Annotated in this window: 27 protein-coding genes; 3 read left to right on the forward strand and 24 right to left on the reverse strand. The window is 65.2% G+C overall.

Annotation, left to right across the window (positions count from 1 at the left end; genetic code table 11):
• Positions 1-83 precede the first annotated feature (83 nt).
• A complete protein-coding gene (gbd, locus tag AC4NN3_RS12445; RefSeq protein ID WP_491927414.1) occupies positions 84-1,214 on the forward strand; it encodes a 4-hydroxybutyrate dehydrogenase in 1,131 nt (376 codons plus the stop codon).
• A gap of 64 nt (positions 1,215-1,278) precedes the next feature.
• Here the strand turns inward: gbd and AC4NN3_RS12450 are convergent, their stop codons facing one another.
• From AC4NN3_RS12450 to ruvC, 20 genes are all read right to left on the reverse strand, one after another.
• Complete coding sequence (locus AC4NN3_RS12450) at positions 1,279-3,405, reverse strand: hybrid sensor histidine kinase/response regulator (protein ID WP_491927415.1); 2,127 nt, start codon at positions 3,403-3,405, stop codon at positions 1,279-1,281.
• Positions 3,406-3,408: 3 nt separating this feature from the next.
• Positions 3,409-3,909: a putative pterin-binding protein gene (locus AC4NN3_RS12455; RefSeq protein WP_491927416.1), complete on the reverse strand. Its 501-nt coding sequence runs from the start codon at positions 3,907-3,909 to the stop codon at positions 3,409-3,411.
• A gap of 9 nt (positions 3,910-3,918) precedes the next feature.
• A complete protein-coding gene (locus AC4NN3_RS12460) occupies positions 3,919-4,965 on the reverse strand; it encodes an HD domain-containing phosphohydrolase (RefSeq protein WP_491927417.1) in 1,047 nt (348 codons plus the stop codon).
• 85 nt (positions 4,966-5,050) lie between these two features.
• Positions 5,051-6,040, reverse strand: a complete 990-nt coding sequence (gene denD, locus AC4NN3_RS12465; RefSeq protein ID WP_491927418.1) for a D-erythronate dehydrogenase — start codon at positions 6,038-6,040, stop codon at positions 5,051-5,053.
• Positions 6,041-6,177: 137 nt separating this feature from the next.
• The gene (locus AC4NN3_RS12470; RefSeq protein ID WP_491927419.1) at positions 6,178-6,915 is read right to left on the reverse strand and encodes an outer membrane protein; all 738 of its coding nucleotides are present in this window, start codon (positions 6,913-6,915) and stop codon (positions 6,178-6,180) included.
• Between the two features lie 169 nt (positions 6,916-7,084).
• Positions 7,085-8,428, reverse strand: coding sequence for a phosphoglucosamine mutase (gene glmM / locus AC4NN3_RS12475; RefSeq protein ID WP_491927420.1), 1,344 nt, complete (start codon positions 8,426-8,428; stop codon positions 7,085-7,087).
• A gap of 134 nt (positions 8,429-8,562) precedes the next feature.
• Positions 8,563-10,482, reverse strand: coding sequence for an ATP-dependent zinc metalloprotease FtsH (ftsH, locus tag AC4NN3_RS12480; protein ID WP_491927421.1), 1,920 nt, complete (start codon positions 10,480-10,482; stop codon positions 8,563-8,565).
• 494 nt (positions 10,483-10,976) lie between these two features.
• The gene (gene tilS, locus AC4NN3_RS12485; protein WP_491927422.1) at positions 10,977-12,251 is read right to left on the reverse strand and encodes a tRNA lysidine(34) synthetase TilS; all 1,275 of its coding nucleotides are present in this window, start codon (positions 12,249-12,251) and stop codon (positions 10,977-10,979) included.
• Positions 12,236-13,207: a tol-pal system YbgF family protein gene (locus AC4NN3_RS12490; RefSeq protein ID WP_491927423.1), complete on the reverse strand. Its 972-nt coding sequence runs from the start codon at positions 13,205-13,207 to the stop codon at positions 12,236-12,238. Before AC4NN3_RS12490 ends, tilS begins: the two co-directional genes overlap by 16 nt.
• 264 nt (positions 13,208-13,471) lie before the next feature.
• Positions 13,472-13,921 carry a peptidoglycan-associated lipoprotein Pal gene (gene pal / locus AC4NN3_RS12495; protein ID WP_491927594.1) on the reverse strand — a complete coding sequence of 150 codons (450 nt, stop codon included), beginning with the start codon at positions 13,919-13,921 and terminating at the stop codon, positions 13,472-13,474.
• A gap of 289 nt (positions 13,922-14,210) precedes the next feature.
• Positions 14,211-15,521: a Tol-Pal system beta propeller repeat protein TolB gene (gene tolB / locus AC4NN3_RS12500; RefSeq protein ID WP_491927424.1), complete on the reverse strand. Its 1,311-nt coding sequence runs from the start codon at positions 15,519-15,521 to the stop codon at positions 14,211-14,213.
• 61 nt (positions 15,522-15,582) lie between these two features.
• The gene (locus AC4NN3_RS12505) at positions 15,583-16,683 is read right to left on the reverse strand and encodes a hypothetical protein (protein ID WP_491927425.1); all 1,101 of its coding nucleotides are present in this window, start codon (positions 16,681-16,683) and stop codon (positions 15,583-15,585) included.
• A 4-nt stretch (positions 16,684-16,687) separates the two neighbouring features.
• Complete coding sequence (locus AC4NN3_RS12510) at positions 16,688-17,131, reverse strand: ExbD/TolR family protein (protein ID WP_491927426.1); 444 nt, start codon at positions 17,129-17,131, stop codon at positions 16,688-16,690.
• A gap of 1 nt (position 17,132) precedes the next feature.
• Positions 17,133-17,834: a protein TolQ gene (gene tolQ / locus AC4NN3_RS12515; RefSeq protein ID WP_232846816.1), complete on the reverse strand. Its 702-nt coding sequence runs from the start codon at positions 17,832-17,834 to the stop codon at positions 17,133-17,135.
• Between the two features lie 226 nt (positions 17,835-18,060).
• Positions 18,061-18,459 carry a tol-pal system-associated acyl-CoA thioesterase gene (ybgC, locus tag AC4NN3_RS12520; RefSeq protein ID WP_491927427.1) on the reverse strand — a complete coding sequence of 133 codons (399 nt, stop codon included), beginning with the start codon at positions 18,457-18,459 and terminating at the stop codon, positions 18,061-18,063.
• Entirely contained in the window at positions 18,456-18,965 is a 510-nt protein-coding gene (locus AC4NN3_RS12525; protein WP_491927428.1) for an NUDIX hydrolase, read from the reverse strand. The genes ybgC and AC4NN3_RS12525 overlap by 4 nt, the downstream gene beginning before the upstream one ends.
• Positions 18,962-19,996 carry a Holliday junction branch migration DNA helicase RuvB gene (ruvB, locus tag AC4NN3_RS12530; protein ID WP_491927429.1) on the reverse strand — a complete coding sequence of 345 codons (1,035 nt, stop codon included), beginning with the start codon at positions 19,994-19,996 and terminating at the stop codon, positions 18,962-18,964. The genes AC4NN3_RS12525 and ruvB overlap by 4 nt, the downstream gene beginning before the upstream one ends.
• Entirely contained in the window at positions 19,993-20,331 is a 339-nt protein-coding gene (locus tag AC4NN3_RS12535) for a hypothetical protein (protein ID WP_491927430.1), read from the reverse strand. Before AC4NN3_RS12535 ends, ruvB begins: the two co-directional genes overlap by 4 nt.
• Before the next feature lie 538 nt (positions 20,332-20,869).
• Positions 20,870-21,487 (reverse strand): Holliday junction branch migration protein RuvA, encoded by a 618-nt coding sequence (gene ruvA / locus AC4NN3_RS12540; protein ID WP_491927431.1) that lies wholly within the window; start codon positions 21,485-21,487, stop codon positions 20,870-20,872.
• Positions 21,484-21,990: a crossover junction endodeoxyribonuclease RuvC gene (gene ruvC, locus AC4NN3_RS12545; protein WP_491927432.1), complete on the reverse strand. Its 507-nt coding sequence runs from the start codon at positions 21,988-21,990 to the stop codon at positions 21,484-21,486. The genes ruvA and ruvC overlap by 4 nt, the downstream gene beginning before the upstream one ends.
• 396 nt (positions 21,991-22,386) lie before the next feature.
• Here ruvC and AC4NN3_RS12550 point away from each other — a divergent pair, with 396 nt between their 5' ends.
• On the forward strand, positions 22,387-23,169 hold the full coding sequence (locus AC4NN3_RS12550; protein WP_491927433.1) for a GGDEF domain-containing protein: 783 nt from the start codon (positions 22,387-22,389) through the stop codon (positions 23,167-23,169).
• A 55-nt stretch (positions 23,170-23,224) separates the two neighbouring features.
• Here the strand turns inward: AC4NN3_RS12550 and AC4NN3_RS12555 are convergent, their stop codons facing one another.
• The gene (locus tag AC4NN3_RS12555; RefSeq protein WP_193334688.1) at positions 23,225-23,971 is read right to left on the reverse strand and encodes a YebC/PmpR family DNA-binding transcriptional regulator; all 747 of its coding nucleotides are present in this window, start codon (positions 23,969-23,971) and stop codon (positions 23,225-23,227) included.
• A 78-nt stretch (positions 23,972-24,049) separates the two neighbouring features.
• A complete protein-coding gene (locus AC4NN3_RS12560) occupies positions 24,050-24,418 on the reverse strand; it encodes a winged helix-turn-helix transcriptional regulator (protein WP_491927434.1) in 369 nt (122 codons plus the stop codon).
• A gap of 87 nt (positions 24,419-24,505) precedes the next feature.
• On the opposite strand from AC4NN3_RS12560, the gene AC4NN3_RS12565 reads away from it, so the two are divergent.
• Positions 24,506-24,832, forward strand: coding sequence for a nuclear transport factor 2 family protein (locus AC4NN3_RS12565; RefSeq protein ID WP_491927435.1), 327 nt, complete (start codon positions 24,506-24,508; stop codon positions 24,830-24,832).
• On the opposite strand, the gene AC4NN3_RS12570 is transcribed toward AC4NN3_RS12565, so the two are convergent.
• The gene (locus AC4NN3_RS12570) at positions 24,829-25,647 is read right to left on the reverse strand and encodes a TIGR00282 family metallophosphoesterase (RefSeq protein WP_491927436.1); all 819 of its coding nucleotides are present in this window, start codon (positions 25,645-25,647) and stop codon (positions 24,829-24,831) included. The two genes, AC4NN3_RS12565 and AC4NN3_RS12570, sit on opposite strands and share 4 nt — an antisense overlap.
• On the reverse strand, positions 25,644-26,231 hold the full coding sequence (locus AC4NN3_RS12575; RefSeq protein ID WP_491927437.1) for a 5-formyltetrahydrofolate cyclo-ligase: 588 nt from the start codon (positions 26,229-26,231) through the stop codon (positions 25,644-25,646). Before AC4NN3_RS12575 ends, AC4NN3_RS12570 begins: the two co-directional genes overlap by 4 nt.
• Between the last annotated feature and the right edge of the window lie 25 nt (positions 26,232-26,256).

Genomic DNA, 26,256 nt, shown 5'->3' on the forward strand with positions numbered 1-26,256 from the left:
TTGTCATCGGGGCGGGCCCGAGGTGGCGTTTCAGCCATTTGAGGGGCACCATCCCCACGACCGCGACAGACCGGAGAACCACCATGGCCCTCATTCAGTACCTGACCCGCATCCAGTTCGACTCTGGCGCGATCACCATGCTTGCCGAGGAGCTCAGGCTGCTGGGGGTGTCGCGCCCGCTTGTCGTTACCGACAGGGGGATCGTGGCGGCCGGCCTGCTCGCTACCGTTCTGGCCAGGTCTGGTCTGCCCCAGGACACCGCCGTCTTCGACGGCACCCCCGAAAACCCCACCGAAGCGGCAGCCATCGAGGCCGTCGCCTGCTATAAGGCGGCCGGGTGCGACAGCATCTTGGCCCTGGGCGGCGGTTCGGCCATCGATCTGGGCAAGGCTGTATCGCTGCTGGCAACGCATGGCGGGCCGCTGCAGCAATATGCTGCCATTCTTGGCGGCCTGGACCGGATCACCGCAGACAAGCCGGCCGTCATCGCGGTGCCGACCACGGCTGGGACCGGCAGCGAGGTGGGGCGCGCCGCCCTGCTGACGCTGGAGGATGGACGCAAGCTTGGCTTCATCTCCCCGTATATGATCCCCAACGTGGCCATCTGCGACCCCGATCTTACCCTCGGCCTGCCGCCCTATCTCACGGCCGCAACCGGGATGGATGCCATCACCCACTGTATCGAGACCTTTCTCAGCCCGCGTTTCAACCCGGTGGCCGACGCCATCGCCCTCGACGGCCTGGCCCGCGCGGCCCGCTGGCTCGAGCCGGCAACGCGCGACGGCAGCAATGTTCAGGCGCGGCAAGAGATGATGATGGCCGCGCTGCAGGGCGGCCTGACCTTCCAGAAGGGATTGGGCGCCGTGCATTCGCTGTCGCACCCGCTTGGCGGCCTGAAATCGGTCAGGCTGCATCATGGCACCCTCAATGCCGTGCTGCTGCCCGCCGTGCTGCGCTACAATGCGGTGGGCAGCGAAGACAAATACGCCCGGCTTCGGGCCGCCTTGGGCCTGTCGCCGGATGCGGACCTGGCTGCGGCAATGGCAGCCCTCTCCCGGCGACTCGGCCTGCCGGCGACACTCAGCCAGATGGGCGTCACCGCGGACTGCTTTGAAACGGTCGCCCAGCACGCGGTCAAGGACCACTCGACAGCATCCAATCCGAGACCGGTGAAGGCGCCGGACTTTGTGCGCATTCTCGAACAAAGCATGTGAAACGAGGCTATCAAGCGGTTCCGGGTCGAGGTCGTCGGCGGCTCGACCTGAAATGGCGCTTGCCTCAGGCCGCCTTGGGCTGCAGCCGGTCGACGTCGCCGGCCGCGATATCGGGCTGCTGACGCAGTCGATCCACGCTCTCGGCCAGCTGGCCATAGCCCAGGCTGAGCGCGGCGCCCTTGATGGTATGCAGCACCGCCCCCAGCGTCTTGCTGTCACCCGTCACGGCAGCGGCGCGCGCTGTGGCCAGCATCACCGTCAACTCCGCGCCGAACCGGGCCGTCAGTGCATCGAACGTGTCCTGCCCGACCTCTTCGATCAGGGCCTGCTGATAATCGGCATCGACATGGGGCGGCAACGGTGCTGCCGGCGTGTTGGCCTCGACCATTGACTGGCCGAGCAGCCGCACCAGCACCGCCTCCAGCTTCTGCCGCGTTATCGGCTTGGCGAGGAACCCGTCCATCCCGGCCGCCAGGCAGGCGTCGCGATCCGATTCGAAGGCATTGGCCGTCAGCCCCACGATCGGCACGGTCTGCCCCGCCGACCGGGCCTGCTGCGTTGCCGCCAGGCCGTCGAGCACCGGCATCTGCATATCCATGAACACCAGGTCGAAGTCGCTGTCGCCCAAAGCGTCCAGCGCCGTCGCCCCGTCTTCGGCATAGGCCACGCTCAACCCCAGGCGCTGCAGCAGCGATCCCGCCACCTCGCGATTGATGGCATTGTCATCCACCACCAGGACGCGCCCGATCCCGATATAGCGTTGCGGGCAGGGGCCCGCCATTTCGGGCAGGCTGTGGGCACAGTCGATCGGGCCCGCCGGCAGCTCGAACCAGAATGTGCTGCCTTGTCCCAGCCGGCTCTCTACCCCGATGCGCCCACCAATGGTCTCGGCCACGCGCCGGCAGATCGCCAGCCCCAGACCAGTGCCGCCGTGCAGGCGCGTATTGGAGCCATCGAGCTGGCTGAAATCCTTGAACAGGCGTGGCAGATCGGCCTCGGCAATGCCCGTCCCGGTATCCGTCACGCTGAAGCGCAGCAACCTGCCCTCCAGCACCGCCGATACCATCACCGATCCCGCCGGGGTGAACTTGATGGCATTGCCCACCAGATTGAGCAGGATCTGGCGCAGACGCCCGGCATCGGCATGGATGACGATGTCGGGGCCGTGCAGCTGCAGCCGCAGCTGCGCCGCTGCCGCCCGCGGCGCCATGATCTCGCGCACCGAATGCAGCAATTGCGGCAGGCTGACCGCCTGCCTGTCGATGCGCATCTCGCCCGCTTCGAGCTTGGAAAAATCGAGAATGTCGGTGATCACGTCGAGCAGCACGTCGCCCGACTGGCGCATGACGCGCAGCTGGTCGCGCTGTTCCCGGCTGAGCTCGGAATCGGCCAGCAGCTCGGCCATGCCGATAATGCCGTTGAGCGGTGTGCGGATTTCGTGACTCATGGTGGCCAGAAAGGTCGACTTGGCCACATTGGCCGCCTGGGCGTCGATCGCCGCCTGCGCATTGCGGCGGCTCAGCGCCGCCATTTCCCCTCCCGAGCGGGCGATGTGGCGCAACTGCAGGGCCAGCAAGGCCACCATCAACGTCAAGGCCACCGTCAGGGCCGAAACGGCCGCCCCGATGCGCCAATAGGTATCGAGGGTCTTGCGGCGTTCCTCCACGCGCTTGGCATTGACGGCGGCATTGGTGGCGATGATCAGGGCGTTGGTCTGGGCGCGGACAGCGCGGGCCGCCGCCAGCAGGTCGGGCGCCATGGCCGGATAGGCGGCAGGCTCTCCGACAAGGCGATCCATCTTCGGCGTCATGTCCTTGATCAGCGTCACGATCTGGGCGGCTGTCTTGCCGATGACCGGATCGCTGCCGAAGGCAATGGCATAGGAACCGGCGCCGAGCAGTTCCGTGCGGCTGTAGAGCAGGTCAAAGGCCAGGCTGATCTCGTCCACCGGGCCATCCCCGTGCGGGGATCGGAGCGCTTCGATGAGCCTGGCCGTTTCGCGGTCGCTCTGGAATGTCGCCCAGACGGCATCCTCGCGAATGGAATGGGTAACCGCGTCATGTCGCTCACGCAGTTCGGCAAACAGCCATACCGTGGAGGCCAGCAGCACCACGCTGACAATGGCCAGCGTGACCATAGCCGCAACCATGGGCCGGGAGGCGTGACCGACTGCTGCCAGCAGCCCGCTCACCACCTACTGCACGCTCATGGCGGTGACCTGCCAGACGGACCGCCCGAAATACACTTCATTGAAGAGTTCGGGATGGGTGTCGAACGGGTAGATGACAAACAGCGGCCCCTTTTCGCGCACGCTCAGCAGTTCGCCATTGACCCGGCTGGCCAGAATGACGGGATGGAGCGTGACATCGTCTCGCGGAATTTCTGCGGAATAGCCGTTGAGCGCGGTTACGCTCAGTGCCGACCCTGTGGCGCCCACCGCCTCGAGCAGGGCCGAGACCAGCACGCCGCTGAAGGTCCGGTCGCCGTCATACCAGGGCGTCTGGCTGGTGATCGTGTGCTGGGCCAGCCCGTCGAGCATGGCCTGGTCGAAGACCGCCGCCCCCTCAATATTGGAAACGCCGATGGCGCCCGAAATGGTCAGCACCACCGGGCCGGTAGGCGCCGGCAGGTCTTGCGCGGATGCGGCGGCAAGCGGAGACAAAGCGAGCAGGGCGATGGCAAGCAGGTGGCGCACGGACATGTCCTAAGCTGCAACGGTGGCGGAAGAGGGGGCACCCATCAGTGGTTCGATGCGCGGCCAGCTATGGGCAAAGGCGGCGACACAGGCGGGGTCGAAATGCGATCCGGCGCCGCGGCAGATTTCCGCATAGGCAGCCTCAAGACTCCACGCCGCCTTGTAGGGCCGTGGGCTGCAGAGCGCATCGAACACATCGGCCACTGCCGTGATCCGGGCGGCCAGCGGAATGGCCGAGCCGGCCAATCCACGCGGATAGCCGGTGCCGTCCCAGCGTTCATGGTGCCCGGCCGCGATGGCCTCGGCCATCTGCACCAGGTCGGAATCGCCGCCCGCCAGGATCTTGGCGCCAATACCCACATGGCTGCGCATGATCGCCATTTCATCGGGATCCAGGCGCCCCGGCTTGTTCAGGATGGCGTCCGGGACGCCGATCTTGCCGACATCGTGCAAGGGGGCCACCAGGCCCAGATTGCGGACAAAGGTCGCGTCCTCGCCGAGCGCTTCGGCCAGCATGCGGGCAATCTGCGCCACCCGGTCGACATGATCCCGGGTATCGCCATCGCGAAAGCCGATGGCCCGCGCCAGCCGGCAGATGATTTCCTCTTCCCGCCGCTGCAGATCGGAGGTGGCCTCGGCAATTTCAGCAGCGAGAGACGCCGCACGCTCTGCCAGGGCATTCTGCGCCCCGCGCAGCGCCAGCAGATTGGTTACCCGCGACCGCAGCTCCAGCGGGTCGGCAGGCTTGGTCAGGAAGTCGGTCGCCCCCGCCGCGATGGCGGCAAGCCGTACGGCCCGGTCATTGTCGGCCGTGATCATCACCATGGGGACATGCGCGTGCGACGCCAGCCCCCGCATCGCCTCGATCAGCTGCAGACCACTGAGGCCCGGCATCATGTAATCGGCGATCAGCAGGTCACAGCCCTGTTGGCGGGCATCGGCAAGCGCCAGCGCCGGGTCGGAAAACCCCTGTACCGTGACATGGGGGAGCCTGCCCACCAGGGAGCACAGCAAATCCAGATTGATGGAATTGTCCTCGACAATGACAACGCGCATGGGGAACCTCGTGGAGGATCACCATATTAAATCTCCCACCAGAACATAGTATCCAAGTGGTACGATGGTTTCGGCTTGGTGAACGTCAAACGACCGCGATGCGGCCATCCAGTTCGTCGGCAATATGGATGGCGATGATCTCGTCAAAGCTGGCATCGCCGACAAAGCCCAGGGCGCGGGCGCGATCGGCGGCAAAGGCCTTGGGCCAGCCCGCGACGATGCCGGCAATGATCGCGTCGGGTTCACGCCGGATCAGCGCCACCGCTCCGGGGCCAGCAGCCCGCTCCAGGGCAGCGATCTGTTCGCCTACGGTCGCCGCCACGCCCGGCATGGACAGATTGCGCCGATGCCCCAGCAGTTGTGTATCGAGGACCGCAGCATGCAACAGGAAGCCCACCGCCGCGCGCGGGCTGGCAAACCAGTGCCGCACGCTGTCCGGCACCGGCAGCACGGCTCCCAGGCCCGCCAGCGGCTCGCGGATAATGCCGGAAAAGAAGCCCGAAGCGGCCTTGTTGGGCTTGCCGGGCCGCACCGCAATGGTGGGCAGGCGGATGCCGACGCCATCGAGGAACCCGCGCCGCGAATAGTCGGCCAGCAGCAGTTCGCCGATCGCCTTCTGCGTGCCATAGCTGGTCAGCGGGGTATGGTCGTGGCTGTCGCCGATCACGGCCGGCAGCGGCTCGCCAAACACCGCAATCGACGAGGTGAACACCAGCCGGGGGCAATAGGGCCCGGCCTGGCCCGCGTGGCGGATGGCCTCGAACAGATGCCGTGTGCCATCGAGGTTGATGGCATAGCCCTTGTCGAAATCGGCCTCGGCCTCGCCCGAGACAATGGCCGCCAGATGAAAGATCAGATCGGGACGGTCCGAGATGAGGCGGTTCGCCGTTGCCGGATCGGCCAGGTCCGCCGCCACCAATGTGTGCGGCACTGACCCACCGGGCGGGGACGGCTCGACCACGTCCGCCAGGGTCAGACCGCTAATGGCCTTGCCCCCGACCTGCCCTTCCGCCAGCAGCGCCGATACCAGCTTGCGGCCAACCATGCCGGCGGCGCCCACGATCAGAACCTTCATAATCTGCTCTCCCTTGCGCCGAGCAGAACACCCGACACCGGCCCTGTCCAGCGCAGAGGCACAAAAAAGCCGGCACCCTTTCGGGTGCCGGCGCAATTGCCGTTCGGTTGCGCGCCGTCGTGGCGGGCGCTGTCCGGCTAGTTGAAGCGGTAGCGCAGCGTGCCGCGCACTTCATGTACCCAGTTGTTGTCCAGCGTGTAGGGATTGGGCGCCGCGTCGTTCTGGATCCGGTTGATGTAGAGCGCGCGATAGCCGATATCGGCAACCACCTGGCCGAAGTCGTAGCCCACGCCGACCATGCCGGCAGCAGCCAGGCTGGTGTTCTGGTCGCGAGTATCCGGATTGCCCGGGCCATTGGTGACGAAATCGTTGAAGGCAACACCGGCGCCCGCGCCGACATAGCCGAAGGCGCCGCCCGCGGCGCCATAACTGTCACTGGCCAGAGGGAAGTCGTAATAGGCATTGGCAAGCACGATGGTGGAGCGGAGCGACAAGGTATGGTCGCCATTGGCGAGTGCCGGTGCGCCGCCGACGATGGTGGCGCGCATACCTTCATTGCTGAGGTAGTCCACCGTGGCGTCCGTGCGGAAGCCGTTGCCGAATTCGTAACCGACACCGGCGCCGACCGAATAGCCGTAACCGAAGCGGTTGATCTCGAAAATGCCCGAGCCGTTGGATGCCGTAGGGTGATTCACATGCGGCGTCCACATCGCATTGGCGGCCGCGCTGCCGCGCAGGTAGAAGCTGCCCGATACGCCATAGTCGACATCGGGGATTTCGATCACCGGCGGATAATAGGGAAAATCGGCGGCGATTGCCTGACCGCCAACGAGGGCGGTCCCTGCCACCATGATCGCAGCGATAAGCTTGCGCATGAGTAATGTCCTTTGGTTGCCACGACACCAGTCGATTGCCCTCAATATCGGGCAATATCCTTAAATGTCGCTTAACCCAAAGATTTAACCTTACCGCCGTCTATAAATGTGACCAGCCATTAGCAAATCGTTAATCAGTGTTACTTTGCATTTACACTTGCGATAGACTTCACGCGACGTCGAGAATGGCCGTCTCGATCTGCTGTACCACCGATGAGACCAGGCTGGCATCGTCCGCCTCGCCCATCACCCGGATCACCGACTCGGTGCCCGAGGCCCGCACCACCAGCCGCCCGCCAACGCCCAGCATGGCCTGGCCATCGGCGATGGCCGCCATGACCAGCTTGTTCTCCAGGGGCTTGCCGGACTTGAATTTCACGCTGCGCAGCACCTGCGGCACCTTGGTGAAGCGCGCACAGATCTCCGACACCGGCCGGTCCTGCGACTTGAGCACGGCCAGCAGCTGCAGCGCCGCGACCAGACCATCGCCCGTGGTGGTGAAATCGGACAGGATGATATGGCCGGACTGTTCCCCACCCACATTGAAGCCCTTGGCGCGCATGGCTTCGAGCACATAGCGGTCGCCCACCTGGGTGCGCTCCAGCGTCAGCCCCAGCGTGGTCAGGTAGCGCTCGAGCCCCAGATTGGACATCACGGTGGCCACGATGCCACCGCCCTGCAGCACTTCGCGCTGCAGCCAGCTCTCGGCAATCACCGCCATGAACTGGTCGCCATCGACGACATTGCCCTTTTCATCGACGATGATGACGCGGTCGGCGTCGCCATCGAGCGCAATGCCGACATCGGCGCGCATCTCGCGCACCTTGGCCGCCACCGCTTCGGGCGCGGTCGAGCCGACCTTGTCGTTGATGTTGAAGCCATCGGGCTTGTCGCCGATGGTGAACACTTCCGCGCCCAGCTCCCACAGCGCGATCGGGGCCACCTTGTAGGCCGCGCCATTGGCGCAATCGAGCACCACGCGCAGGCCGGCCAGGTCGGTATTGCGCGGCAGCGTGCGCTTGGCATACTCGATATAGCGCGTGCGCGCCTCTTCGTCGCGATGCGCCCGCCCGATATCGCGGCCATGCGCCAGCGTCTTGGAGAGGTCGCTGTCGATCAGCCGCTCGATTTCGAGCTCGATCTGGTCGCTCAGCTTGTAGCCATCGGGGCGGAACAGTTTGATGCCGTTGTCCTCGAACGGATTATGCGAGGCCGAGATCATCACGCCCAGATCGGCGCGCAGCGAGCGGGTCAGCATGGCCACGGCCGGGGTCGGCATCGGCCCTAAAAGGTAGACGTCCATGCCCACCGCGGTGAAACCAGCCGTCAGCGCCTGCTCGATCATATAGCCCGAGCGGCGCGTATCTTTGCCGATCACCACGCGGTTGCGGTGGTCGCCGCGCACGAATTTCTGCCCCGCCGCCATGCCCACCTTGAGCGCCAGTTCCGGGGTCAGCTTGGGGCCATTGGCCAGCCCGCGGATACCGTCGGTGCCAAAATACTTACGTACCATCTGATCTGCCCCTCATCGCGCGCTGCGCGGCCTGCTGGCCGCCGGGATTAATACCACTTTGTGGCGGCATAGCGGAAATCCCCGCCATGCAAAAGGGCCGCCTCGCGGCGGCCCCTTCAATTCTGTCGTCGGTGCTAGCTGCCCGGCTGTGGCTCGAGATCGCCGGCTGGCGGCGCATCGGGCCGCTTCTTGCCGGCCGAGGGCACGCCGCTGGCCTTGTTGGAAGGGCCATTCTCGTCCGGCCGGACCGGCTGGTGGCCTTCCATCAGGGCGCGCAACTCGTCGCCCGTCAGCGTCTCATATTCGAGCAGCGCCTGGGCAATGGCTTCCCACTGATCCTGATAGGTGATCAGGATCTGCTTGGCAGAGGCCTCGCCATCCTCGATCAGCTTGCGCACTTCCTGGTCGATAATACGGGCAGTGTCATCGCTCATATTGGTCGACTGCGTCACCGAATGGCCCAGGAACACTTCCTGGTCGCTCGACTTGTAGCGGACGCGGCCGAGCTTTTCGCTCATGCCCCATTCCATCACCATCGAGCGGGCAAGGCTGGTGGCCATCTGGATATCGCCCGACGCGCCGCTGGTGACCTTTTCCGGACCGAACTTGATGATCTCGGCCTCGCGGCCGCCAAACAGCATGGTCAGCCGGGCCAGGGCCTTTTCACGGGAGAACGAATAGCTGTCGCTCTCGGGCAGGGTCATCACCATGCCCAGCGCGCGACCGCGCGGGATGATGGTGGCCTTGTGGATGGGATCGATGCCGGCAACCTTGAGCGCGATGATGGCGTGGCCGGCTTCGTGATAGGCGGTCAGCTTCTTTTCGTCCTCGGACATGGCCATGGTGCGGCGCTCGGCGCCCATCATGATCTTGTCCTTGGCATCCTCGAACTCGGCATGGGTGACAAAGCGCTTGTTGCGCCGCGCCGCCATCAGGGCTGCCTCGTTGACCAGGTTCATCAGATCGGCGCCGGAGAAACCGGGGGTACCCCGGGCCAGCACCTTGAGGTCGACGTCAGGGGCCAGCGGCACCTTGCGGACATGGACCTTGAGCACCTTTTCGCGACCGGCAACGTCGGGATTGGGTACCACGACCTGGCGGTCGAAGCGGCCTGGACGCAGCAGCGCCGGATCGAGCACGTCGGGACGGTTGGTGGCGGCGATCAGGATGATGCCTTCATTGGCCTCGAAGCCGTCCATCTCGACCAGCAGCTGGTTGAGCGTCTGCTCGCGTTCGTCATTGCCGCCACCGAGACCGGCGCCGCGCTGGCGACCGACGGCGTCGATTTCGTCGATGAAGATGATGCAGGGCGCGTTCTTCTTGGCCTGCTCGAACATGTCGCGCACGCGGCTGGCGCCGACGCCGACAAACATTTCAACGAAGTCCGAACCCGAAATGGTGAAGAACGGCACATTGGCTTCGCCGGCAACCGAACGGGCCAGCAGCGTTTTACCGGTGCCCGGAGGGCCCACCAGCAGCACACCGCGCGGAATGCGGCCACCCAGGCGCTGGAACTTGCCCGGATCACGCAGGAATTCGACGATTTCCTCGAGATCCTGCTTGGCCTCGTCCACACCGGCCACGTCCTCGAACGTCACCTTGCCGCTTGATTCGGTCAGCAGCTTGGCGCGCGATTTGCCAAAGCCCATCGCGCCGCCCTTGCCGCCACCCTGCATCTGGCGAATGAAGAAGAACCAGACGCCGATAATGACGATGAAGGGCAGCCAGGAGCTCAGCAGCACCGTCCAGAACGGGCTGGTTTCGGGCGCCCGTGCCGTGATCGACACGTCGCTGGCCTCGAGGCGCGAAATGATGTCGGCGCCGGCAGGCAGCACGGTTTCAAAGCGCGTACCGTCCGACAGCGCGCCGGACACCACATTGTCGGTGATGGTGACGCTGTTGACCCGACCGGCCGCAACGTCGCTCACGAACTGGCTGTAGCTCTTGTCAGAAACGGAAACCGAGCGGGTCGACGACTGGAAGACCTGGAACAGGCCCATCAGCATAAAGAGAATGACCAGCCAGATGGCGAAGTTGCGGAAATTTCCGTTCATCAATCCTGTCCCGGAAAGGACCACGCGAGGAGGCGCGGTTAGTGGGCCGAATGTAAGTCCGGCAATGGGGCGTTACAAGGGCCAGACCTGCGGCGCTTTGGGCGCCCCGTCCAGTCACAATATCCGGATGGGGTTAACATGGCATGGTGCAGGCGGGCAACGCTGTCGCCATGCGGTATGGGCGTGCCGCCGCGCCGGACGGCGCAGCCGCCTCCGGTGAGGAACAGAGGAGCGGACCCCGAGACGGATTTCGCCTCCGGTAAATTTGAAAAATGAGACGATAACCGCCTCGGGGTGCCGGTTTTTGGAACTGTTCGGCGGCACGGAGATCGCTCGCCCCCGCACGGCCGTCTTGGAACCTGTGGAAGAGGCAAAACCTCCACCCGGCTCACCCCACCACTGTTCGCCTGCAGGCCGCCGCGTGGGGTAATGGGCATGATTATGCGCGCGGTTATGGCTGCGGGGATAAGCGGGACAAGCGTACGCCTGCCGCTTCAGTCGATCAGCAACTGCACGCTGATGCGCGCGTCGAACGACCAGCCGCCCAGCGACAGCACGCCGCCTGCAGCATCGCGCACGATCGGCGCGGTGCGGATGGCCTCGGCCGGTGCGGTGACCTTGAAGCCCAGAAAGGCTTCCAGCCGGTGGCGCGGCAGGTAGTCGGCCACGCTGGCGGTCAGCCCGCTTTCGTCCGAGCCATTGATGATGCGGAAGCGCTCGTCCCAGACCAGTTCGCCATGCGGCAGCAGGATCGCGTCGCCGGGCAGCGCCCGCCCCGGCTCGCGCGCCACGCTGATGGCCTCCCCCTTGAGGCGCACCACGCAGCCCAGCACAGTGCTGGCGCGGTCGAGGCCCGGCCCGCAGATCGCCTGCCGCAGCCGCTCCACCTGCCCCAGGGCGCGCGGCTTCTGCCGCCCACCCACGATATTGAGCACCCGGCCCAGCACCCGCGTCGACACGGCGGGCGAAAGCCCGGCAAAGGGCGCCAGGGCGATGGACGCCGCGCCAAAACCATCGAGCCGCACGATATCGGCAAAGGCCGCGTCCGCCATCTGCGCAATGGCCGCATCGGCCTCGCCCATCCGCGCGGCAAATTGGGCCAGCGTCGCCGCATCAAGCCCCAGTTCGGCCAGGGCCGGCATGGCCTGGCGCCAGCGTACGCGCTCGTAGTGGGAATCGAGATTGGAAGGATCCGCCGCCGGCACCAGCCCGGCCTCGGCAACAATGCCGACCAGGCTCGCCTGATCGACATCGAGCAGGGGACGATGCACCAGCACGCCCTCGATCTCGGCCATCGCGCTCATGCCCTTGAGGCCCTCGACGCCGCTGCCATGCGCCAGCCGCATCAGCACCGTCTCGGCCTGGTCCTGGCGGTGATGGGCCGTCAGCAACACGCCGACGCCATCGTCCCGCATGGCCGCGCCGATCAGCCGGTAGCGCGCCTGGCGCGCCGCTTCCTGCACGCCCGTGACCTTCTTGTCGCCGGACCAGACCAGCCCGCGCGCCGTCACGCCAAGCGAGCGCGCGACATCGAGCACCATGGCAACTTCATCGCCGGCCTCCGGCCGCAACCCATGGTCGAGCGAATAGACCACCAGGCGCGGCGGCTGGGACCGGCTGGCGGCCCAGCGCGTCGCCAGCAGCAGCAGAGCGAGGCTGTCCGCCCCGCCCGACACCGCAAGGCCGATGGCCGGCGCCGTCGCCACATCGGCGAACAGCGCCGCAAGCCCGGCCGGGCTGGCCAGGTCTGGTCCTAGCCGGGGGGGCATGCGGCCCGGGCCTTTTCCTCGGCCAGCCGGGTCGTGAACACGGCAGGCAGGGCGGTGAAGCGCTTGTCGACTTCCGCCAGCGTGCGGCAGGCGGTTTCGCGCTCACCGGCACCCGACAAAGCCATGCCCAGCTTGAGCAGCAGGTCCGGCGCGCGCGGATTGTCCGGCGCCTTCTGGAAGGCATTGAGCAGCACGTCGGCCGCCTGGCTATAGGCCTGCCGGTAGAGCAAGGCATCGCCCAGCAGGTTGGCCGCTTCGGTCGCCTGCGGATTGTCGGGATAGAGCGCCAGGAACTGGGTGAACTGATCCTCGGCAAACGGGTAGTCGCCGGTGCTGATCGCTTCAAAGCCGGCAGCGAACTGCGCGTCGGCATCCGCATTGCCGGTATCGGCAGCGGCCGGGTCATAGCTCAGGTTGAGCGGCTGCCCGGTGACCAGGTCGACGCCCCCCGTGGCGCCGGTGCCCACCAGCGGATCGGCGGAATTGCCCAGATCGTCCATCGGCGCGGCACTGCCATCGGTGAAGGTGGGGTCGAACTCGATCTCGCCGGGGAGCGGCTGCACCCCCTGCTCGGGAATATCGGTCATCGGCACCCCTTGGGGGTCCAGAGCCGTATTGGCCGGGTCCTGCGGCAACGCCTCAGGCTGCGTCACGCCGCCTGCTTGGGTTGCCGCATCAGTTTTTGGGCTGGCACCGCCTTCCAGCGCCTGGAAGCGGAATTCATTGTCTTCGGCCATGCGGTTGACCAGTTCCTGCATCTGCGTGAGCTGGAAGGTCAGTCCCTCGATCTGGCCATTGAGCAGGCGGTTCTGCTCTTCGAGCTGCTGGATGCGCACCATCAGCTGGGCCGTATCGGCGGCCTGTGCCACGTGCACGCGCTCGGGCGCCGCGTCGCTCAGCACGCGGCCAAGCGGCGCGGGCGTCGAGAACATCGCGGCATTGACCAGGGTCGGCATCGCGACCCCCAGGGCCAGGACGCTGGCCAGGGCCAGTCGCAGGCCCGTTCTGCCTGTTCGGGTTGAAAAGATTGTCTGCAAGATACTGAGCCTCCGAAGGTCCGCTGTGCACAAGAACCATGGACCGTTGCTGGCCTGCAAATAAAGGCCAATTTTGGTCAAAACAAAGCGCCCGGGCCATTTAGCTGGCTCCGGGCGCTGCTGTTGCCGGTTTGCACCGACTGGTGGCTTCCTGGGAAGCCGGCTTGGCGAAGACCGCCAGGTCTACTGAACGACCGTGACCGCGCGGCGGTTCTGGCTCCAGCACGAGATGTCGTTGCAGATCGCCACGGGGCGTTCCTTGCCGAAGGACTGGCTGGTAATGCGCTGCTGGCTGACGCCACGCGACACCAGATAGTTCACCACCACCGAGGAACGGCGGGCGCCCAGGGCGATATTGTATTCGCGCGTACCGCGCTCGTCGGCATGGCCTTCGATCATGATGCGGTAGTTCTGGTACTGGTTGAGCCAGGCGGCCTGCTTGTCCAGCGTGGCGGAGGCTTCGGGGGTCAGCGAGCTCGAATCGGTGGTGAAGAACACGCGATCGCCGACCGAGACCAGGAATTCCTGCTGGCTGCCGGGAGCGCCGCCGCCAGGCCCGAGATTGCCCACGCCGGTCGGCAGCGTGTTGGGCGTACGCGAACAGGCCGCGATCGCCACGACGAAAAGCAGCATGGCGGCGGCACGCAATGCGGTGGAGAAAGGTGCGGTGATGACCACGGATAGGCTCCTGAAAGGCAAAATCTTAAGTTCGGGATTTACCGCACTTAATCTTAAGGCCGGGTTTGCTGGCTTGGTTAATCATTGCCTATCACGGCACCAATGTGGCGGGAATGCTGGCTTTTCTGTGATGATGCCGTGGCGCCACAGTGACAGCCTGTCGCCCGTTAAGGTTAAGCCCTTGGCGCCAAAGGGTGATGCTGACCGTACCCGCGGCTGACGAGGGTACGGTCTGGCTGTAGAATTATGCCCGCAGGCCGGACCAGGCCGGATCGGACGCATAGCTTTCGGTCGGGATGGTCAGCAGGTTGCGGCCCCAGATATCCACGCTCATCAGCTTGGGGCCGTCATTGCCGCCCGGATCCTGGAAGAACATGATGACCCGGCCATTGGGCGCCCAGGTCGGGCCCTCGGCGTGAAAGCTGGTATAGAGCATGCGCTCGCCCGAGCCATCGGCATTCATGATGCCGATATTGAACTGGCCGCCCGACTGCCGCGTGAAGGCGATGAGATCGCCTGTCGGCGCCCAGACCGGGGTGGAATAGCTGCCCTGGCCGAAGCTGACCCGCTGCGGCGTGCCGCCGCCCGCGCCCATCATGTAGATCTGCGGCGAGCCGCCGCGATCGCTCTCGAACACCAGCCGGCTGCCATCGGGCGAATAGGAGGGGCCGGTATCGATCGCCGTGCCCGAGGTCAGCTGCAGCGGTGACCCGCCATTGACGCTGGTGGAATAGATATTGGTGGAGCCAGCCTGTTCCACCGAGAAGGCCACCGTGCCGCCATCGGGCGAAAAGCGCGGCGCAAAGGTCATCGCCCCGACATCGGCGAGGCGGCGCTGCTGGCCGGTCGACAGCTGCAGCAGATAGACCTGCGGATTGCCGTCGACGAAATTCATATAGGTGACCAGGTCGCCATTGGGCGCAAAACGTGGCGTCAGCGCCATGGTGCTGCCATCGGTCAGGTACTGCACATTGGCGCCGTCCTGATCCATGATGGCCAGGCGCCGCACGCGGTTGGCCTTGGGGCCGCTCTCGGCCACATAGATGACGCGGGTATCGAAATAGCCCGTGCCGCCGGCCAGCGACTGGTAGATGGCGTCCGAGATGATATGGGCCACGCGCCGGCTGGAATTGGCGTCGGTATTGTAGCTCTGGCCGACCACCTGGGCCGCCTGCTGGGTATCCCAGACGCGTACCGACGAGGAAATCTGGCCGCCGCGCTCCACCGCGCCCATCACCAGGGCATCGACATTGGCGGTGCGCCAGGTAGCAAAATCGGGCGCCGCGCTGACATCGCCGACCTGCACCGGCAGCGAGGCCGGATCGAGCGGCAGGAACAGGCCGGACCGGCGCAGGTTGTTGCGCACGATTTCGGCGATCTCGGTGCCGAAGGCCGGGTCGGACGAGGCGAAATCGGGGATGGCGATCGGCAGGGGCTGGAAGTTGGCCCCCTCCACCACGATGCGCAACTGCGCCAGGGTAAGCGAGGTGCTTGCCAGCAGCGCGCTACCCGCCAGGCCGAGTTTGAGCGCATGGCGCCGGGTAAGCAGGGTCATCTATCGTCTCCAATGTCGCCGCTGGTGCGCCAGTCTGCGCGCCCAGCATACCAATCCAAATTCATGGGCGCAGTTCCATTTCGATCTGCCGCCAGTTGTCGAAGGCGTCGTTCGACAGCATGTCGTACGGGCCGCAGGCTGTCACCGCGCGCTGCGCCGCGCGGGCCACCGCGCCGCCGGCCGGGGACGGATCGGCCTGGACGATCTGCGTGTTCGCCACCGTCCGGTCCGGGTTCATCGTCACCAGCAATACCACATTGAGCCCGCTATTGATGTCGCTCGGCAGCAGGTTCCAGCACGTCTTGATGCGGGCCACCAGACCATCGATGGCCGACTGGCTGAGCCGCGCCGAGGTGCCCGTGGTATCGCCCAGCGTCGGCGTGCCACCGGCCCCGGTCGTGCCACCGGTGGTAGTATCGGTGTTGATAATGGCGGAAATGTCATCAGCCAGCGAGGCATCGAGCTGTTCGGTCGGCTGCTCCTGCGCCGCCTGCTGGGCCGCCGCAGCGCGCTGGCGCTCCTGTTCCTCGCGCTTCTTGCGCTCGGCTTCGGCCGCGGCAAAACGTTCGCGCAACTGCGCCAGATTGCTCGGCCGCGCCGCCGGGGCCGGCGCCGCCACGGCCGGGGTCACCGGCTCGGGGACAGGCTCCGGCACGGGCTCGGGTGTCGGTGCGGGCGTGGGGATGGGCTCAGGCACCGGCTCGGGGGCCGGGGTCGGCTCTGGCGTGGGCTCGGGCACGGGTTCCGGCACCGGCTCGGGCGCCGGGGTCGGCCTTGTGGCCGGAACCGGGGCCGGCTCAGGCTCCGGTTCTGGCTCGGGCGCCGGCTCGGGCTGGCTCTCGGGCGCTGGCGCCGTATTGGTTACCGGCGCGGGAGTGGGAATGTCGGCCGGCGACGGGGTCACCTGATCTTCCTCGGTATTGCCGGTTGGCTGGGCGATCTCGGCGGGCGTGTCGTCTTCGACGATCGAGGGCGTCTCGGTCTCGACAACGGTGCTGTCGAGCTGGCCGGCGCGAATGTTGGAATATTCTTCGATCGGCACGAGATCGACCGAGATCGACTCCACCACCGGCGTCAACGGCTGCGTCATGCCCAGATTGATCAGGCCAATGGTCAGCACCACGATGTGGGCAAGAATCGATGCGGTTACGCCAATGCGCACTGGACTAGCCCGGGTTCCGCTCGGTGATCAAACCGATCTTGGTGTAGCCGGCCGCCGACAGAATGCCCATGACCCGCATCACCGAGCCATAGTCGGCGGTCGTATCGCCGCGCAGGAAGATGCGGTCTTCGGCACCGACAACGCCCATGGCGGTAAGGGCGCTGGTCAGGTCGGTCTCGGCGACCACGTCCTCGTTGACATAGATGACCCCCTCGGGCGTCACCGCCACTGTGACCGGGTCGGCCTGGTTGGGCATGTCGCCAGCCGCCGACTGCGGCAGGTCGATCGGCACGCCGGCCGTCATCATCGGCGCTGCCACCATGAAGATGATCAGCAGCACCAGCATCACGTCCACCATGGGCGTGATGTTGATCTCGCTGATGATCGCCTTCTTGCGACCGCGCCGGCCGCGTCCGCCGCCACCACCGCCTGCTACGCCCATGCCCATATTAGTGGCTCCGCGCTTCGAGCTGGCGGCTCAGAATGGTCGAGAATTCGTCGGCAAAGCCTTCGAGGCGCCCCACCATCTTGGAGGCGTCCGAGCTCAGCTTGTTATAGGCGATAACCGCCGGAATGGCCGCGACAAGGCCAATGGCGGTGGCAAACAGCGCCTCGGCGATCGGGCCGGCCACCACGGCCAGGCTGGTATTGGACGAGGCGGCAATGGCGGTAAAGGCATTCATGATGCCCCATACCGTGCCGAACAGGCCGATGAACGGGCCGGCCGAGCCGATGGTGGCGAGAAAGCCGAGCCGCTTTTCCAGATTGTCACTCTCGCGCGAAATGGCGACGTCGAGCACCTTGTCGAGCCGCTGCTGCATGCCCAGAAAGCTCGCGGCATTCTGCTCATGGCTGCGCTTCCACTCCTTCATCGCGGCGACGAAGACCGCGCCCATGCCGCCGGACGGCTTCTCCGACTGCATCTGGTAGAGCTCTTCCAGCGACTGCCCCGACCAGAACGTGCGCTCGAAGCGGTTCATCTCGGCATTGGTGCGGCGATAGACGATGGTCTTGTCGATGATGATCGCCCAGCACCAGACCGAGGCGCCCAGCAGACCCAGCATCACGGACTTGACGATCCAGTCGGCGGCCCAGAACAGGCCCCAGATGGAAAAATCGGTGTGCGGCACGACGGCGCCCACAGCGTCCATGGCTTCCATGTAGTGATCCTTCTTGGCCTGGTTCTCGCACCGACCCTCAGCCGGAAGGCGATGGGGTCTAAATCTGTCAAAATTAAGAGAAATGCCCGGAAACCGGAGCGTTGCGGACCCCGAACCGGACACATGTTCGCTTTGCCGCAATTATGGTCAAGGAATGGTTAACAAAGCGACTCAGTCAGCACGAGCCACCAAGTCGTGATCGCGCCGACAGGCGCGCTCAGTCCTGCTGCACCAACAGGGCACGTAGCGTCGCCGGCAGCCGGGCCGGCCCGCCGCTGGTCTTGATCGCCGCCACCACGACCGAGGCCCGGGTCAGCACGGTTTCCCCGCGGGCAATGGACTGCTCGAGCACCAGCCTGGCGCCGGAGACCTTGGCGACCCTGGTGCTGACCACCAGCAGATCGTCGATATGGGCCGCCCCCTCAAATTCGAGGGTCATCGAGCGCACCGCGAAGGCAATGCCCTGTGCCGCCAGTTCGGCATGGTGCACGCCCAGATCGCGCAGGAACTCGGTGCGCCCCCGCTCGAAGAATTTCAGATAGGCCGCGTGATAGACATTGCCGGAAAAATCGGTGTCTTCGTAATAGATGCGAACGGGAAAGCGATGCGGGCTCATGCCACGTCGTCCGCCTCATGAAAGATCACATGCTCGACGGCGCCCACATGGCTCCGCAGCCGCTGCGGCAGCCATGGGGGCATCAGCCGGGCCGCGTCGAGTGCCTGTCCCTGCAGCGGCAGCCAGGAAAACTGCAGCAGCTTGCCTTCATCCTCGCGCACCAGAAATGGCTGCGGCCCGCCCGGACGGACCTCGACCGGCAGTTCGATGGAATAGATCAGGCTGAGCTCGTGATACCGCTCGCCTTCGCGGCCATAAAAGCTCTCATAGGTGAACAGCAAAGGCCCCAGCGACACCGGCATGGCCAGTTCCTCGGCCATTTCCCGCAGCAGCGCCAGGTCGCTCGGCTCCCCCATCTCCACCCGTCCGCCGGGCAGCATGCAATAGTCGTCGTCATTCTCGCGATCGACCAGCACATGCCCATCCCGTATTGCCGCCCCGGCCACGCGGTAGTTGAACCGCGTCCCGCCGATCGAGAAACTGAGCATGGTCCGCGCCGCGCTCATGCCTCGGGCTCTTCGAACAGGCTCGCCTGCAGGCCGACAAAGCCCTGCGGCACGCTTTTGCCCAGATGCTGGAAGGCGGCGCCGGTCAGCATGCGCCCGCGTGGCGTGCGCTGGATGAAGCCCTGCTGCAGCAGGTAGGGCTCGACGATTTCCTCGATGGCGTCGCGCGGCTCGCTCAAGGCCGCCGCTATGGTTTCGATACCAACCGGCCCGCCATCATAGAAATCGGCAATCGTACCCAGATAGCGCCGGTCCAGCTGGTCGAGCCCGCGCGCATCGACATCGAGCCGCAGCAGCGCCTTGTCGGCAATGGCGCGGGTGATCTGGCCTGAGCCTTCGACCAGGGCAAAATCGGTGACCCGACGCAAGAGGCGCCCGGCAATGCGCGGCGTGCCGCGCGAGCGCCGGGCGATTTCCATCGCCCCGTCCGGCGCCATCGGCATGCCCAGTAACCGCGCCCCGCGGGTGACGATCTGCACCAGTTCTTCGGGCGTGTAGAAATTGAGCCGCACCGGAATGCCGAAGCGGTCGCGCAGCGGCGTGGTGAGCAGGCCCGCCCGCGTCGTGGCGCCTACCAGCGTGAACTTGGCCAGGTCGATGCGCACTGAGCGGGCCGCCGGGCCCTCGCCGATGATCAGGTCGAGCTGGTAATCCTCCATCGCCGGATAGAGGATTTCCTCGATGGCCGGGCTCAGGCGGTGGATCTCGTCGATGAACAATACGTCGCGGTCTTCCAGATTGGTCAGCAGCGCCGCCAGGTCCCCCGCCTTGGCGATGACCGGGCCCGAGGTGGCCCGAAAGCCGACGCCCAGCTCGCGGGAGATAATCTGCGCCAGCGTTGTCTTGCCCAGTCCGGGAGGCCCGACAAACAGCACATGGTCCAGCGCCGCCTGGCGCTGCTTGGCCGCGGCGATGAAGACTTCCAGATTTGCCCGCGCATCGGCCTGGCCGACAAATTCGGCAAAGCCGGACGGGCGCATGGCGACATCAACGTCGCCGTCGCGTCCGGCAATGGGGGAGGTAAGACTCATGCGCGGAGCATCCGCGCCGCAATCAGCGCCAGAGCAAAAAGCACTCTTGTCTCCCGCTCGTTATCGGTAAAGCCGGCAAAGCCATCGACCGATCCCTGGTATAGGTCTTCGCCAGCGGCATCGGGGTAACTCACGGTCATGCCGCCATGTCTGGCGTGAATGTAGCCGCAAGGGTTACCGGATCGCGAGACCTCGTATTGTTCAGGCACTGATGGAGACGTCAATTGCAGCACCAAGCCAAGGCGGTCTGCCGCCTCTAGCACAAGCGCAGGAATTGTGGGCGATTGCCCCTTTGGAAGGTTTAGCTTCTCAATCTGTTCGACAAGAGACGACATTACGTTCACCCGAGCATTCATAGGTCCGCTTTAGACGACGCAGCTGCCAGTCTCAACTCCCAGCACGGTTGGGCCTCCGGCCACGATAAAACCCACTCCGGCTCGAAGGTGCCCCATAGGCTCTCATAGACACTTGCCAACTGGGGCCGCAGTCGCCTGATCTCACAATAGCATTCAATGAAGGCGCGTCGTGGATCGTCAAAGTCTCCGAACAGGAGCTCCCTCTCAAACGGATACCGCCAATCTTCGAAGTATCGAGCTATGTCGGAAACGCATCCAGCCAGATGCGGGAGGTTGTTTCTGACTTCATCGGGTAGCCCAAGGTACAGCACTTCCAGGTCATGCCCGCGCTCTCTGGAGCCAGATGCGAGAAAGTGAACCAGCTTGAAAGCAAGCTCGACAGAAAACACATAATTCGTGATGGTTGGCGCAGAGATAGAATGAAAGTCGTACTGACCAAATTTTATGTTGAGGGCACAGCGCTCACCGGCCAGGAAATATGCCGTAGCTGTGTCAAGCTGTCGTTGGACATCGACTTTCAACTACTCAACTCCCGCAGGCCCAGCCGGATCAGCTTCTCGGTCGGCACGCCATCGCCCTCGCGGGCGACGATGCGCGCCAAGGCGGCGGACGCCTGGGCACTCGAATAGCCCAGATTGGTCAGCGCCGAGACCGCATCGGCAATGGCGCCGGGCGCCACGCCGTCGCCCAGAGCCGCCTGCAGCCCCAGCGTGCCGGCATCGATGCCGACGCCGGTCGGCACCTTGCCCTTGAGCTCGGTCACCAGCCGCACGGCCAGCTTGGGCCCCACGCCATTGGCGCGGCCGATCATGGCCTTGTCCTGCAGCGCAATGGCGCTCGACAGTTCGGACGGCGACAGCACCGACAGGATCGACAGCGCCACGCGTGCGCCCACGCCCTGCACTGTCGAGAGCAGGTTGAACCAGGCCTTTTCCGTTTCGGTGGCAAAGCCATAGAGCCGGATCATGTCCTCGCGGACAATGGTTTCGATGAACAGCACGCCGGCTTCGCCCACCCGCGGCAGCGCCTGCAGGGTCCGGCTCGAGCAGAACGCCTCGTAGCAGACGCCGCCGCAGTCGATCAGCACATGGTCATCGCCAAAGCTGTCGATCATGCCCTTGAGCTTGCCGATCATGCCATGGCCCTCAAGCGCTGCTGCAATACCCGGTGATGCGCATGGCAGATGGCAATCGCCAGCGCATCGGCCGCATCGGGCCCCTTGAAATCTGCCGTCGGCATCAGCGTGCGCACCATCAGTTCGACCTGTCCCTTACCCGCGTGGCCCGTGCCCACGACGGACTTCTTGACCAGATTGGCGGCATATTCGGCCACCGGCAGGCCGCGCGCCGCCGGCGTCAGCATCGCTACCCCGCGGGCCTGACCCAGGATCAGCGCCGAACGCACCCCGGCATTGACGAAGGTTTCTTCCACCGCCGCCTCGGCCGGTGCAAACCGGTCCAGCACTGCATTGAGCCCGGCGAACAGCATTGCGAGCCGTTCGGCCAGCCCGCCATCGACCGCGGGCGTTATCGTCCCGGCGCCGACAAAGGTCAGGCGGTTGCCCTGGCTTTCAATCACACCCCAGCCGCAACGGCGCAGGCCCGGATCAATGCCAATGATTCGCGTCGTCAGGTTCATGGATCATCCTTAATCGCCGGCGACGATCCTACCAAGCCCAATGTGAACAAAGCGGAAACACGCGCGTGGAAAAACGGACGATAGGGTCAATTGCGCCGATCTCGCCAACCCTTTGTTCAGCGGCTCACCCTAGCCTGTGACAGACAGATTCCTGAGCCGCGCGCCTGACTTGGCAAACGGTTAACCACCAGCCGGGCAAGGGCAGGGTCAAGGGAACGATCATGCCTCTGCCGGGTTTGTTTTCCCGCTATGCCAGCATCGTGCTGACGGGGGCCGAGTAATTTCAGAGCACGCCGAACGTCGACACCATTTTTGCCGGGGACGCGTCATCCCTCACTATTGATTGCACCAGGCCAGCGCAGAAATTGACGCGCCGTTGCCCGCCGGAGATTGCCGATGTTGCGCCCCAAGTCTTTGACCGCTTTGCAGAGCTGGTCCAGCGTCGGCCGATGGACGCTGATCGGAACCCTTTTCTGCATGGTGGTGTCGCTGATCGTCAATGTCGTGCTGTTCGGCGACCTGGGCGCCCGGGCCCTGGAGCGGGCCATGGTCAGCGCGATCCTGATCCCGGCCATTGTCGGCATGCCGCTGTTCCTGTTTCTGGGCATGCGGGTGCGTGGCCTGGCGCTGAGCAATATCCGCCTGGGCCTGGTGGCGCGCACCGATAGCCTCACCTCCTGCCTCAATCGCGGCGCCTTTACCGCGCGTGTCGGCGGCCTGCTGGCCCAGCGCCGGCCGGACACGACCAGCGCCCTGCTGATGATCGACGCCGACAACTTCAAGGCCATCAACGACCTGTTTGGCCACGATTGCGGCGACGACGCCCTAGCCATCATCGCCCGCTCGATCCGGGCCGTGCTGCGCTCGGGCGATCTGGTGGGGCGCATGGGCGGCGAGGAGTTTGCCGTCTACCTGCCCGACCTCGACCAGTACCAGGCCGAAACCATTGCCGAGCGCATCCGCCGCTCGGTGCGTCTGGCCAACTTTGCCCCGGACGGCCAGCGCCACCTGCTCTCGGTCAGCATTGGCGGCGCCGTGTTCGAGGGCGAGCGCGAATTTGCCGAACTGTTCCGCATCGCCGACCAGCGTCTCTACGAGGCCAAGCGCGCCGGCCGCAACCGCTCCGCCGTGGTCAATGTCGCCGACCTGGCCGATCCGGACCTGCAGCAGTCGGCATGAAAAAGGGCGGCGCCTGCAGCACCGCCCCCGAAATTCCGGTCATCAGCCCAGGGCGTTACGCGTCGAGCTTGGCCATGTCCTCATCGCTCATTTCGAAGTTCGAATAGACGTTCTGCACGTCATCGTCTTCTTCCAGCATGGCGATCAGCCGCATCAGCGTCGCGCCCTTGTCGGCATCGATCGGGGCATTGGTCTGCGGCTTCCATACGGCCTTGACAGATTCCGCTTCGCCCAGCGCCTTTTCCAGCGCGGCGGCCACGTCCACCATGGCCTCGAAGGTCGTGGTCACATAGTGACCGTCTTCGCTGCTCTCGACGTCATCGGCACCAGCCTCGATCGCCGCTTCCATGATGGCATCTTCGCTGCCGGCCTTGGCCGGGTAGACGATCTCCCCGACCTTGTCGAACATGAAGCCGACCGAATTGGTTTCGCCCATGGCGCCGCCGCACTTGGAAAAGTACGAGCGCACATTGGAGGCGGTGCGGTTGCGGTTGTCGGTCAGCGTCTCGACGATGATGGCAACGCCACCCGGGCCATAGCCCTCATAGCGGATCTCTTCGAAATTCTCGCCGTCCGAGCCGATCGCCTTCTTGATGGCGCGGTCGATATTGTCCTTGGGCATGGACTGCGAGCGAGCATTGACCACGGCCAGGCGCAGCCGCGAATTGAAGGCCGGATCGGGCATGCCCATCTTGGCCGCCACGGTGATTTCGCGGGCCAGCTTGGAAAAGACCTTCGAACGCACGGCGTCCGACTTGCCCTTGCGGTGCATGATGTTTTTGGCGTGTGAATGGCCGGCCATTCGATCCCTCGCGGATGCTTCTGACGAATTTTGCCCGCTTATAGGGGGATGATTGGCAAAAATAAAGAGCGGCGCCGCTCAAGAGCCCTCGGCAGCCTCGGGGCGCACCGATTCCACTGCCGGCCTGGTCTCGGCCCAGCCCAGCAGGGCATCGAGCGCCGGACACAGCGCCTGTCCCCAATCGGTCAGGCCATATTCCACCTTGGGCGGCACCTGGTGATGCACGATGCGCCGGACGATGCCGTCGGCCTCCATCTGCCGCAACTGCTGGATCAGCATCTTCTGCGAAATCGCCGGGATCGACCGCTCCAGCTCGGAGAAGCGCTGCACCTTGCCGCCGAACAGGCGAAACAGGATCACCAGCTTCCAGCGGCCCTCGAGAAACTGCAGCGCCTGCTCCACCCGGTCGGCCGCCGAGCCGGGAATGGGATGAATGGACTTACTCAAAAGTGGGTACCTTACTTTTTCGTCGGTTCTTGTGGTGTGGTGCAGTGTACCCCTATCTCTGGCACCCGCCAAGAAAAGGAGGCCACCATGGCCCAGACCCTGCCCGCCCCGCTTGCCGACTACTTCGCCGCCGCCAACCGCCACGATATCGCGGCCATGCTGGCCACCTTCGCGCCGGATGCGCGCGTGCATGACGAGGGCCAGACCCATATCGGCCAAACTGCCATACGCGCCTGGCTGGAGCATACCACGGCGAAATATCGGGTAACCGTCGAGGTGATCGACGCCAGGATCAAGGGCGACACAGAGGCCGTCACCGGCAGGGTGTCGGGCAACTTCCCCGGCAGCCCGGCCAACCTGACCTACCGCTTCACCCTTGACGGCAACCGCATCGCCAGCCTGGCGATCGGCTAGCCGAAGACCGGCAAGGCCTGTGCCAGGCTGCCCCCAATGCGCAGCGGCATTGCCTGCCGCGCCAGCCCGCTGCGTGGATCGGTCTCGATGGCAATGCCGCACAAGGTGGCCTCGCCCTCGGACGGCGAGAACCGCCCATTGGGAATGCCGGTGAGAAACCGGTTGAGCGGCTCTTCGGTATCGGTGCCGATGACCGAGTCAAAGTCGCCACACATGCCGGCATCGGCCATCAGCGCCGTGCCGCCGCGCAGCACGCGATGGTCGGCCGTGGGAATATGGGTATGGGTGCCGACCACCAGGCTCACCTTGCCATCAAGGAAATGCCCCATGGCCTGGATTTCCGAGGTCGCCTCGGTGTGAAAGTCGACGACAATGGCATCGGCCTGTTCGCCCAAAGGACAGGCCGCCACGGCCGCTTCCACCGCGCGGAACGGATCATCGGCCGGGCCCATGAACACGCGCCCCAGCGCATTGACCACCAGCACGCTGTGCCCATTGCGGCCGGTGACCAGCATGGCGCCGCGCCCGGGCGTGCCGGGCGGCATGTTGATCGGCCGGATCAGCGTGTTTTCGCGCTCGATATAGGAAATCGTCTCGCGCTGGTCGAAGGCATGGTCGCCCAGCGTCACCACATCGGCCCCGGCATGGCGGATGGCGTTGAAATGCGGCTCGGTCAGGCCCTTGCCATGGCTGGCATTCTCGCCATTGACCACGACGAAATCGAACTTGTACTGCTCGATCAGCCCCGGCAGGCGATCATTGACCGCATCGCGGCCGGACCGGCCCATCACGTCGCCCAGAAACAGCAGCCTCATGCGCTGGCGCCGAAATGGCGCAGGCCGGCCTCGGTGATCACCGCGTCGAGCGGCACGTCATGGTCGTCACGCGGAATGGCGTCGAGTTCCTGGGCGGCAAAGGCCAGGCCGATCAGGGTGGGGGTTTTCGTCATCTGCGCCAAAGTCCGATCATAGTAGCCGCCGCCATAGCCCAGTCTCGTGCCAAGTCTGTCAAAACCCAGCAATGGCATCAGCACCACGTCCGGCTCGGCCAGCGGCGCCAGGTCAGAGGGCGCCAGCGTGCCAAAGCCGGCCTCGTAGAGCGCCGAGCCCTGTTCCCAGATCCGCATCTCCAGCGGCTGGTCGGGGCCAAGCACCACGGGGAGCACGACGGTCTGGTTGCCCTCCATCAGCCGCAGCAGGATGGGCTGGCAGTCGAGTTCGTCGCGGATGCGCCAATAGGCGGCCACCACCTGGCCCGCCTTGAGGGCAATGCCGGCAAAAAAGTGCTGTGCCACGCGCCCGGCGGCCTCGGCGCGCTCGACGGGGGAAAGCGCAGCGCGCGCGGCATGAGCCTGACGCCGCAAACCGGCCTTGGCGTCTTCGATTGTCTCGTCCACCATGCGCCGCGCTGAAGCCTGCTCTCAG

It is taken from the genome of Devosia sp. MDV22-iso42 (genome assembly GCF_058629155.1).

What these genes read in the sequence shown, in the direction of transcription:
- denD (WP_491927418.1), bottom strand. Translation starts at nt 6,040, where the DNA reads ATGAAGGTTCTGATCGTGGGCGCCGCCGGCATGGTTGGCCGCAAGCTG.
- AC4NN3_RS12575 (WP_491927437.1), bottom strand. Translation starts at nt 26,231, where the DNA reads ATGGTGGACGAGACAATCGAAGACGCCAAGGCCGGTTTGCGGCGTCAG.
- AC4NN3_RS12555 (WP_193334688.1), bottom strand. Translation starts at nt 23,971, where the DNA reads ATGGCCGGCCATTCACACGCCAAAAACATCATGCACCGCAAGGGCAAG.
- AC4NN3_RS12550 (WP_491927433.1), top strand. Translation starts at nt 22,387, where the DNA reads ATGTTGCGCCCCAAGTCTTTGACCGCTTTGCAGAGCTGGTCCAGCGTC.
- AC4NN3_RS12570 (WP_491927436.1), bottom strand. Translation starts at nt 25,647, where the DNA reads ATGAGGCTGCTGTTTCTGGGCGACGTGATGGGCCGGTCCGGCCGCGAT.
- ftsH (WP_491927421.1), bottom strand. Translation starts at nt 10,482, where the DNA reads ATGAACGGAAATTTCCGCAACTTCGCCATCTGGCTGGTCATTCTCTTT.
- tilS (WP_491927422.1), bottom strand. Translation starts at nt 12,251, where the DNA reads ATGCCCCCCCGGCTAGGACCAGACCTGGCCAGCCCGGCCGGGCTTGCG.
- pal (WP_491927594.1), bottom strand. Translation starts at nt 13,921, where the DNA reads ATGCTGCTTTTCGTCGTGGCGATCGCGGCCTGTTCGCGTACGCCCAAC.
- AC4NN3_RS12565 (WP_491927435.1), top strand. Translation starts at nt 24,506, where the DNA reads ATGGCCCAGACCCTGCCCGCCCCGCTTGCCGACTACTTCGCCGCCGCC.
- AC4NN3_RS12525 (WP_491927428.1), bottom strand. Translation starts at nt 18,965, where the DNA reads ATGAGCGCGGCGCGGACCATGCTCAGTTTCTCGATCGGCGGGACGCGG.
- AC4NN3_RS12535 (WP_491927430.1), bottom strand. Translation starts at nt 20,331, where the DNA reads ATGTCGTCTCTTGTCGAACAGATTGAGAAGCTAAACCTTCCAAAGGGG.
- ruvA (WP_491927431.1), bottom strand. Translation starts at nt 21,487, where the DNA reads ATGATCGGCAAGCTCAAGGGCATGATCGACAGCTTTGGCGATGACCAT.
- AC4NN3_RS12490 (WP_491927423.1), bottom strand. Translation starts at nt 13,207, where the DNA reads ATGCCGACCCTGGTCAATGCCGCGATGTTCTCGACGCCCGCGCCGCTT.
- gbd (WP_491927414.1), top strand. Translation starts at nt 84, where the DNA reads ATGGCCCTCATTCAGTACCTGACCCGCATCCAGTTCGACTCTGGCGCG.
- AC4NN3_RS12460 (WP_491927417.1), bottom strand. Translation starts at nt 4,965, where the DNA reads ATGCGCGTTGTCATTGTCGAGGACAATTCCATCAATCTGGATTTGCTG.
- tolQ (WP_232846816.1), bottom strand. Translation starts at nt 17,834, where the DNA reads ATGGACGCTGTGGGCGCCGTCGTGCCGCACACCGATTTTTCCATCTGG.
- AC4NN3_RS12470 (WP_491927419.1), bottom strand. Translation starts at nt 6,915, where the DNA reads ATGCGCAAGCTTATCGCTGCGATCATGGTGGCAGGGACCGCCCTCGTT.
- tolB (WP_491927424.1), bottom strand. Translation starts at nt 15,521, where the DNA reads ATGACCCTGCTTACCCGGCGCCATGCGCTCAAACTCGGCCTGGCGGGT.
- ruvC (WP_491927432.1), bottom strand. Translation starts at nt 21,990, where the DNA reads ATGAACCTGACGACGCGAATCATTGGCATTGATCCGGGCCTGCGCCGT.
- glmM (WP_491927420.1), bottom strand. Translation starts at nt 8,428, where the DNA reads ATGGTACGTAAGTATTTTGGCACCGACGGTATCCGCGGGCTGGCCAAT.
- ybgC (WP_491927427.1), bottom strand. Translation starts at nt 18,459, where the DNA reads ATGAGCCCGCATCGCTTTCCCGTTCGCATCTATTACGAAGACACCGAT.
- ruvB (WP_491927429.1), bottom strand. Translation starts at nt 19,996, where the DNA reads ATGAGTCTTACCTCCCCCATTGCCGGACGCGACGGCGACGTTGATGTC.
- AC4NN3_RS12510 (WP_491927426.1), bottom strand. Translation starts at nt 17,131, where the DNA reads ATGGGCATGGGCGTAGCAGGCGGTGGTGGCGGCGGACGCGGCCGGCGC.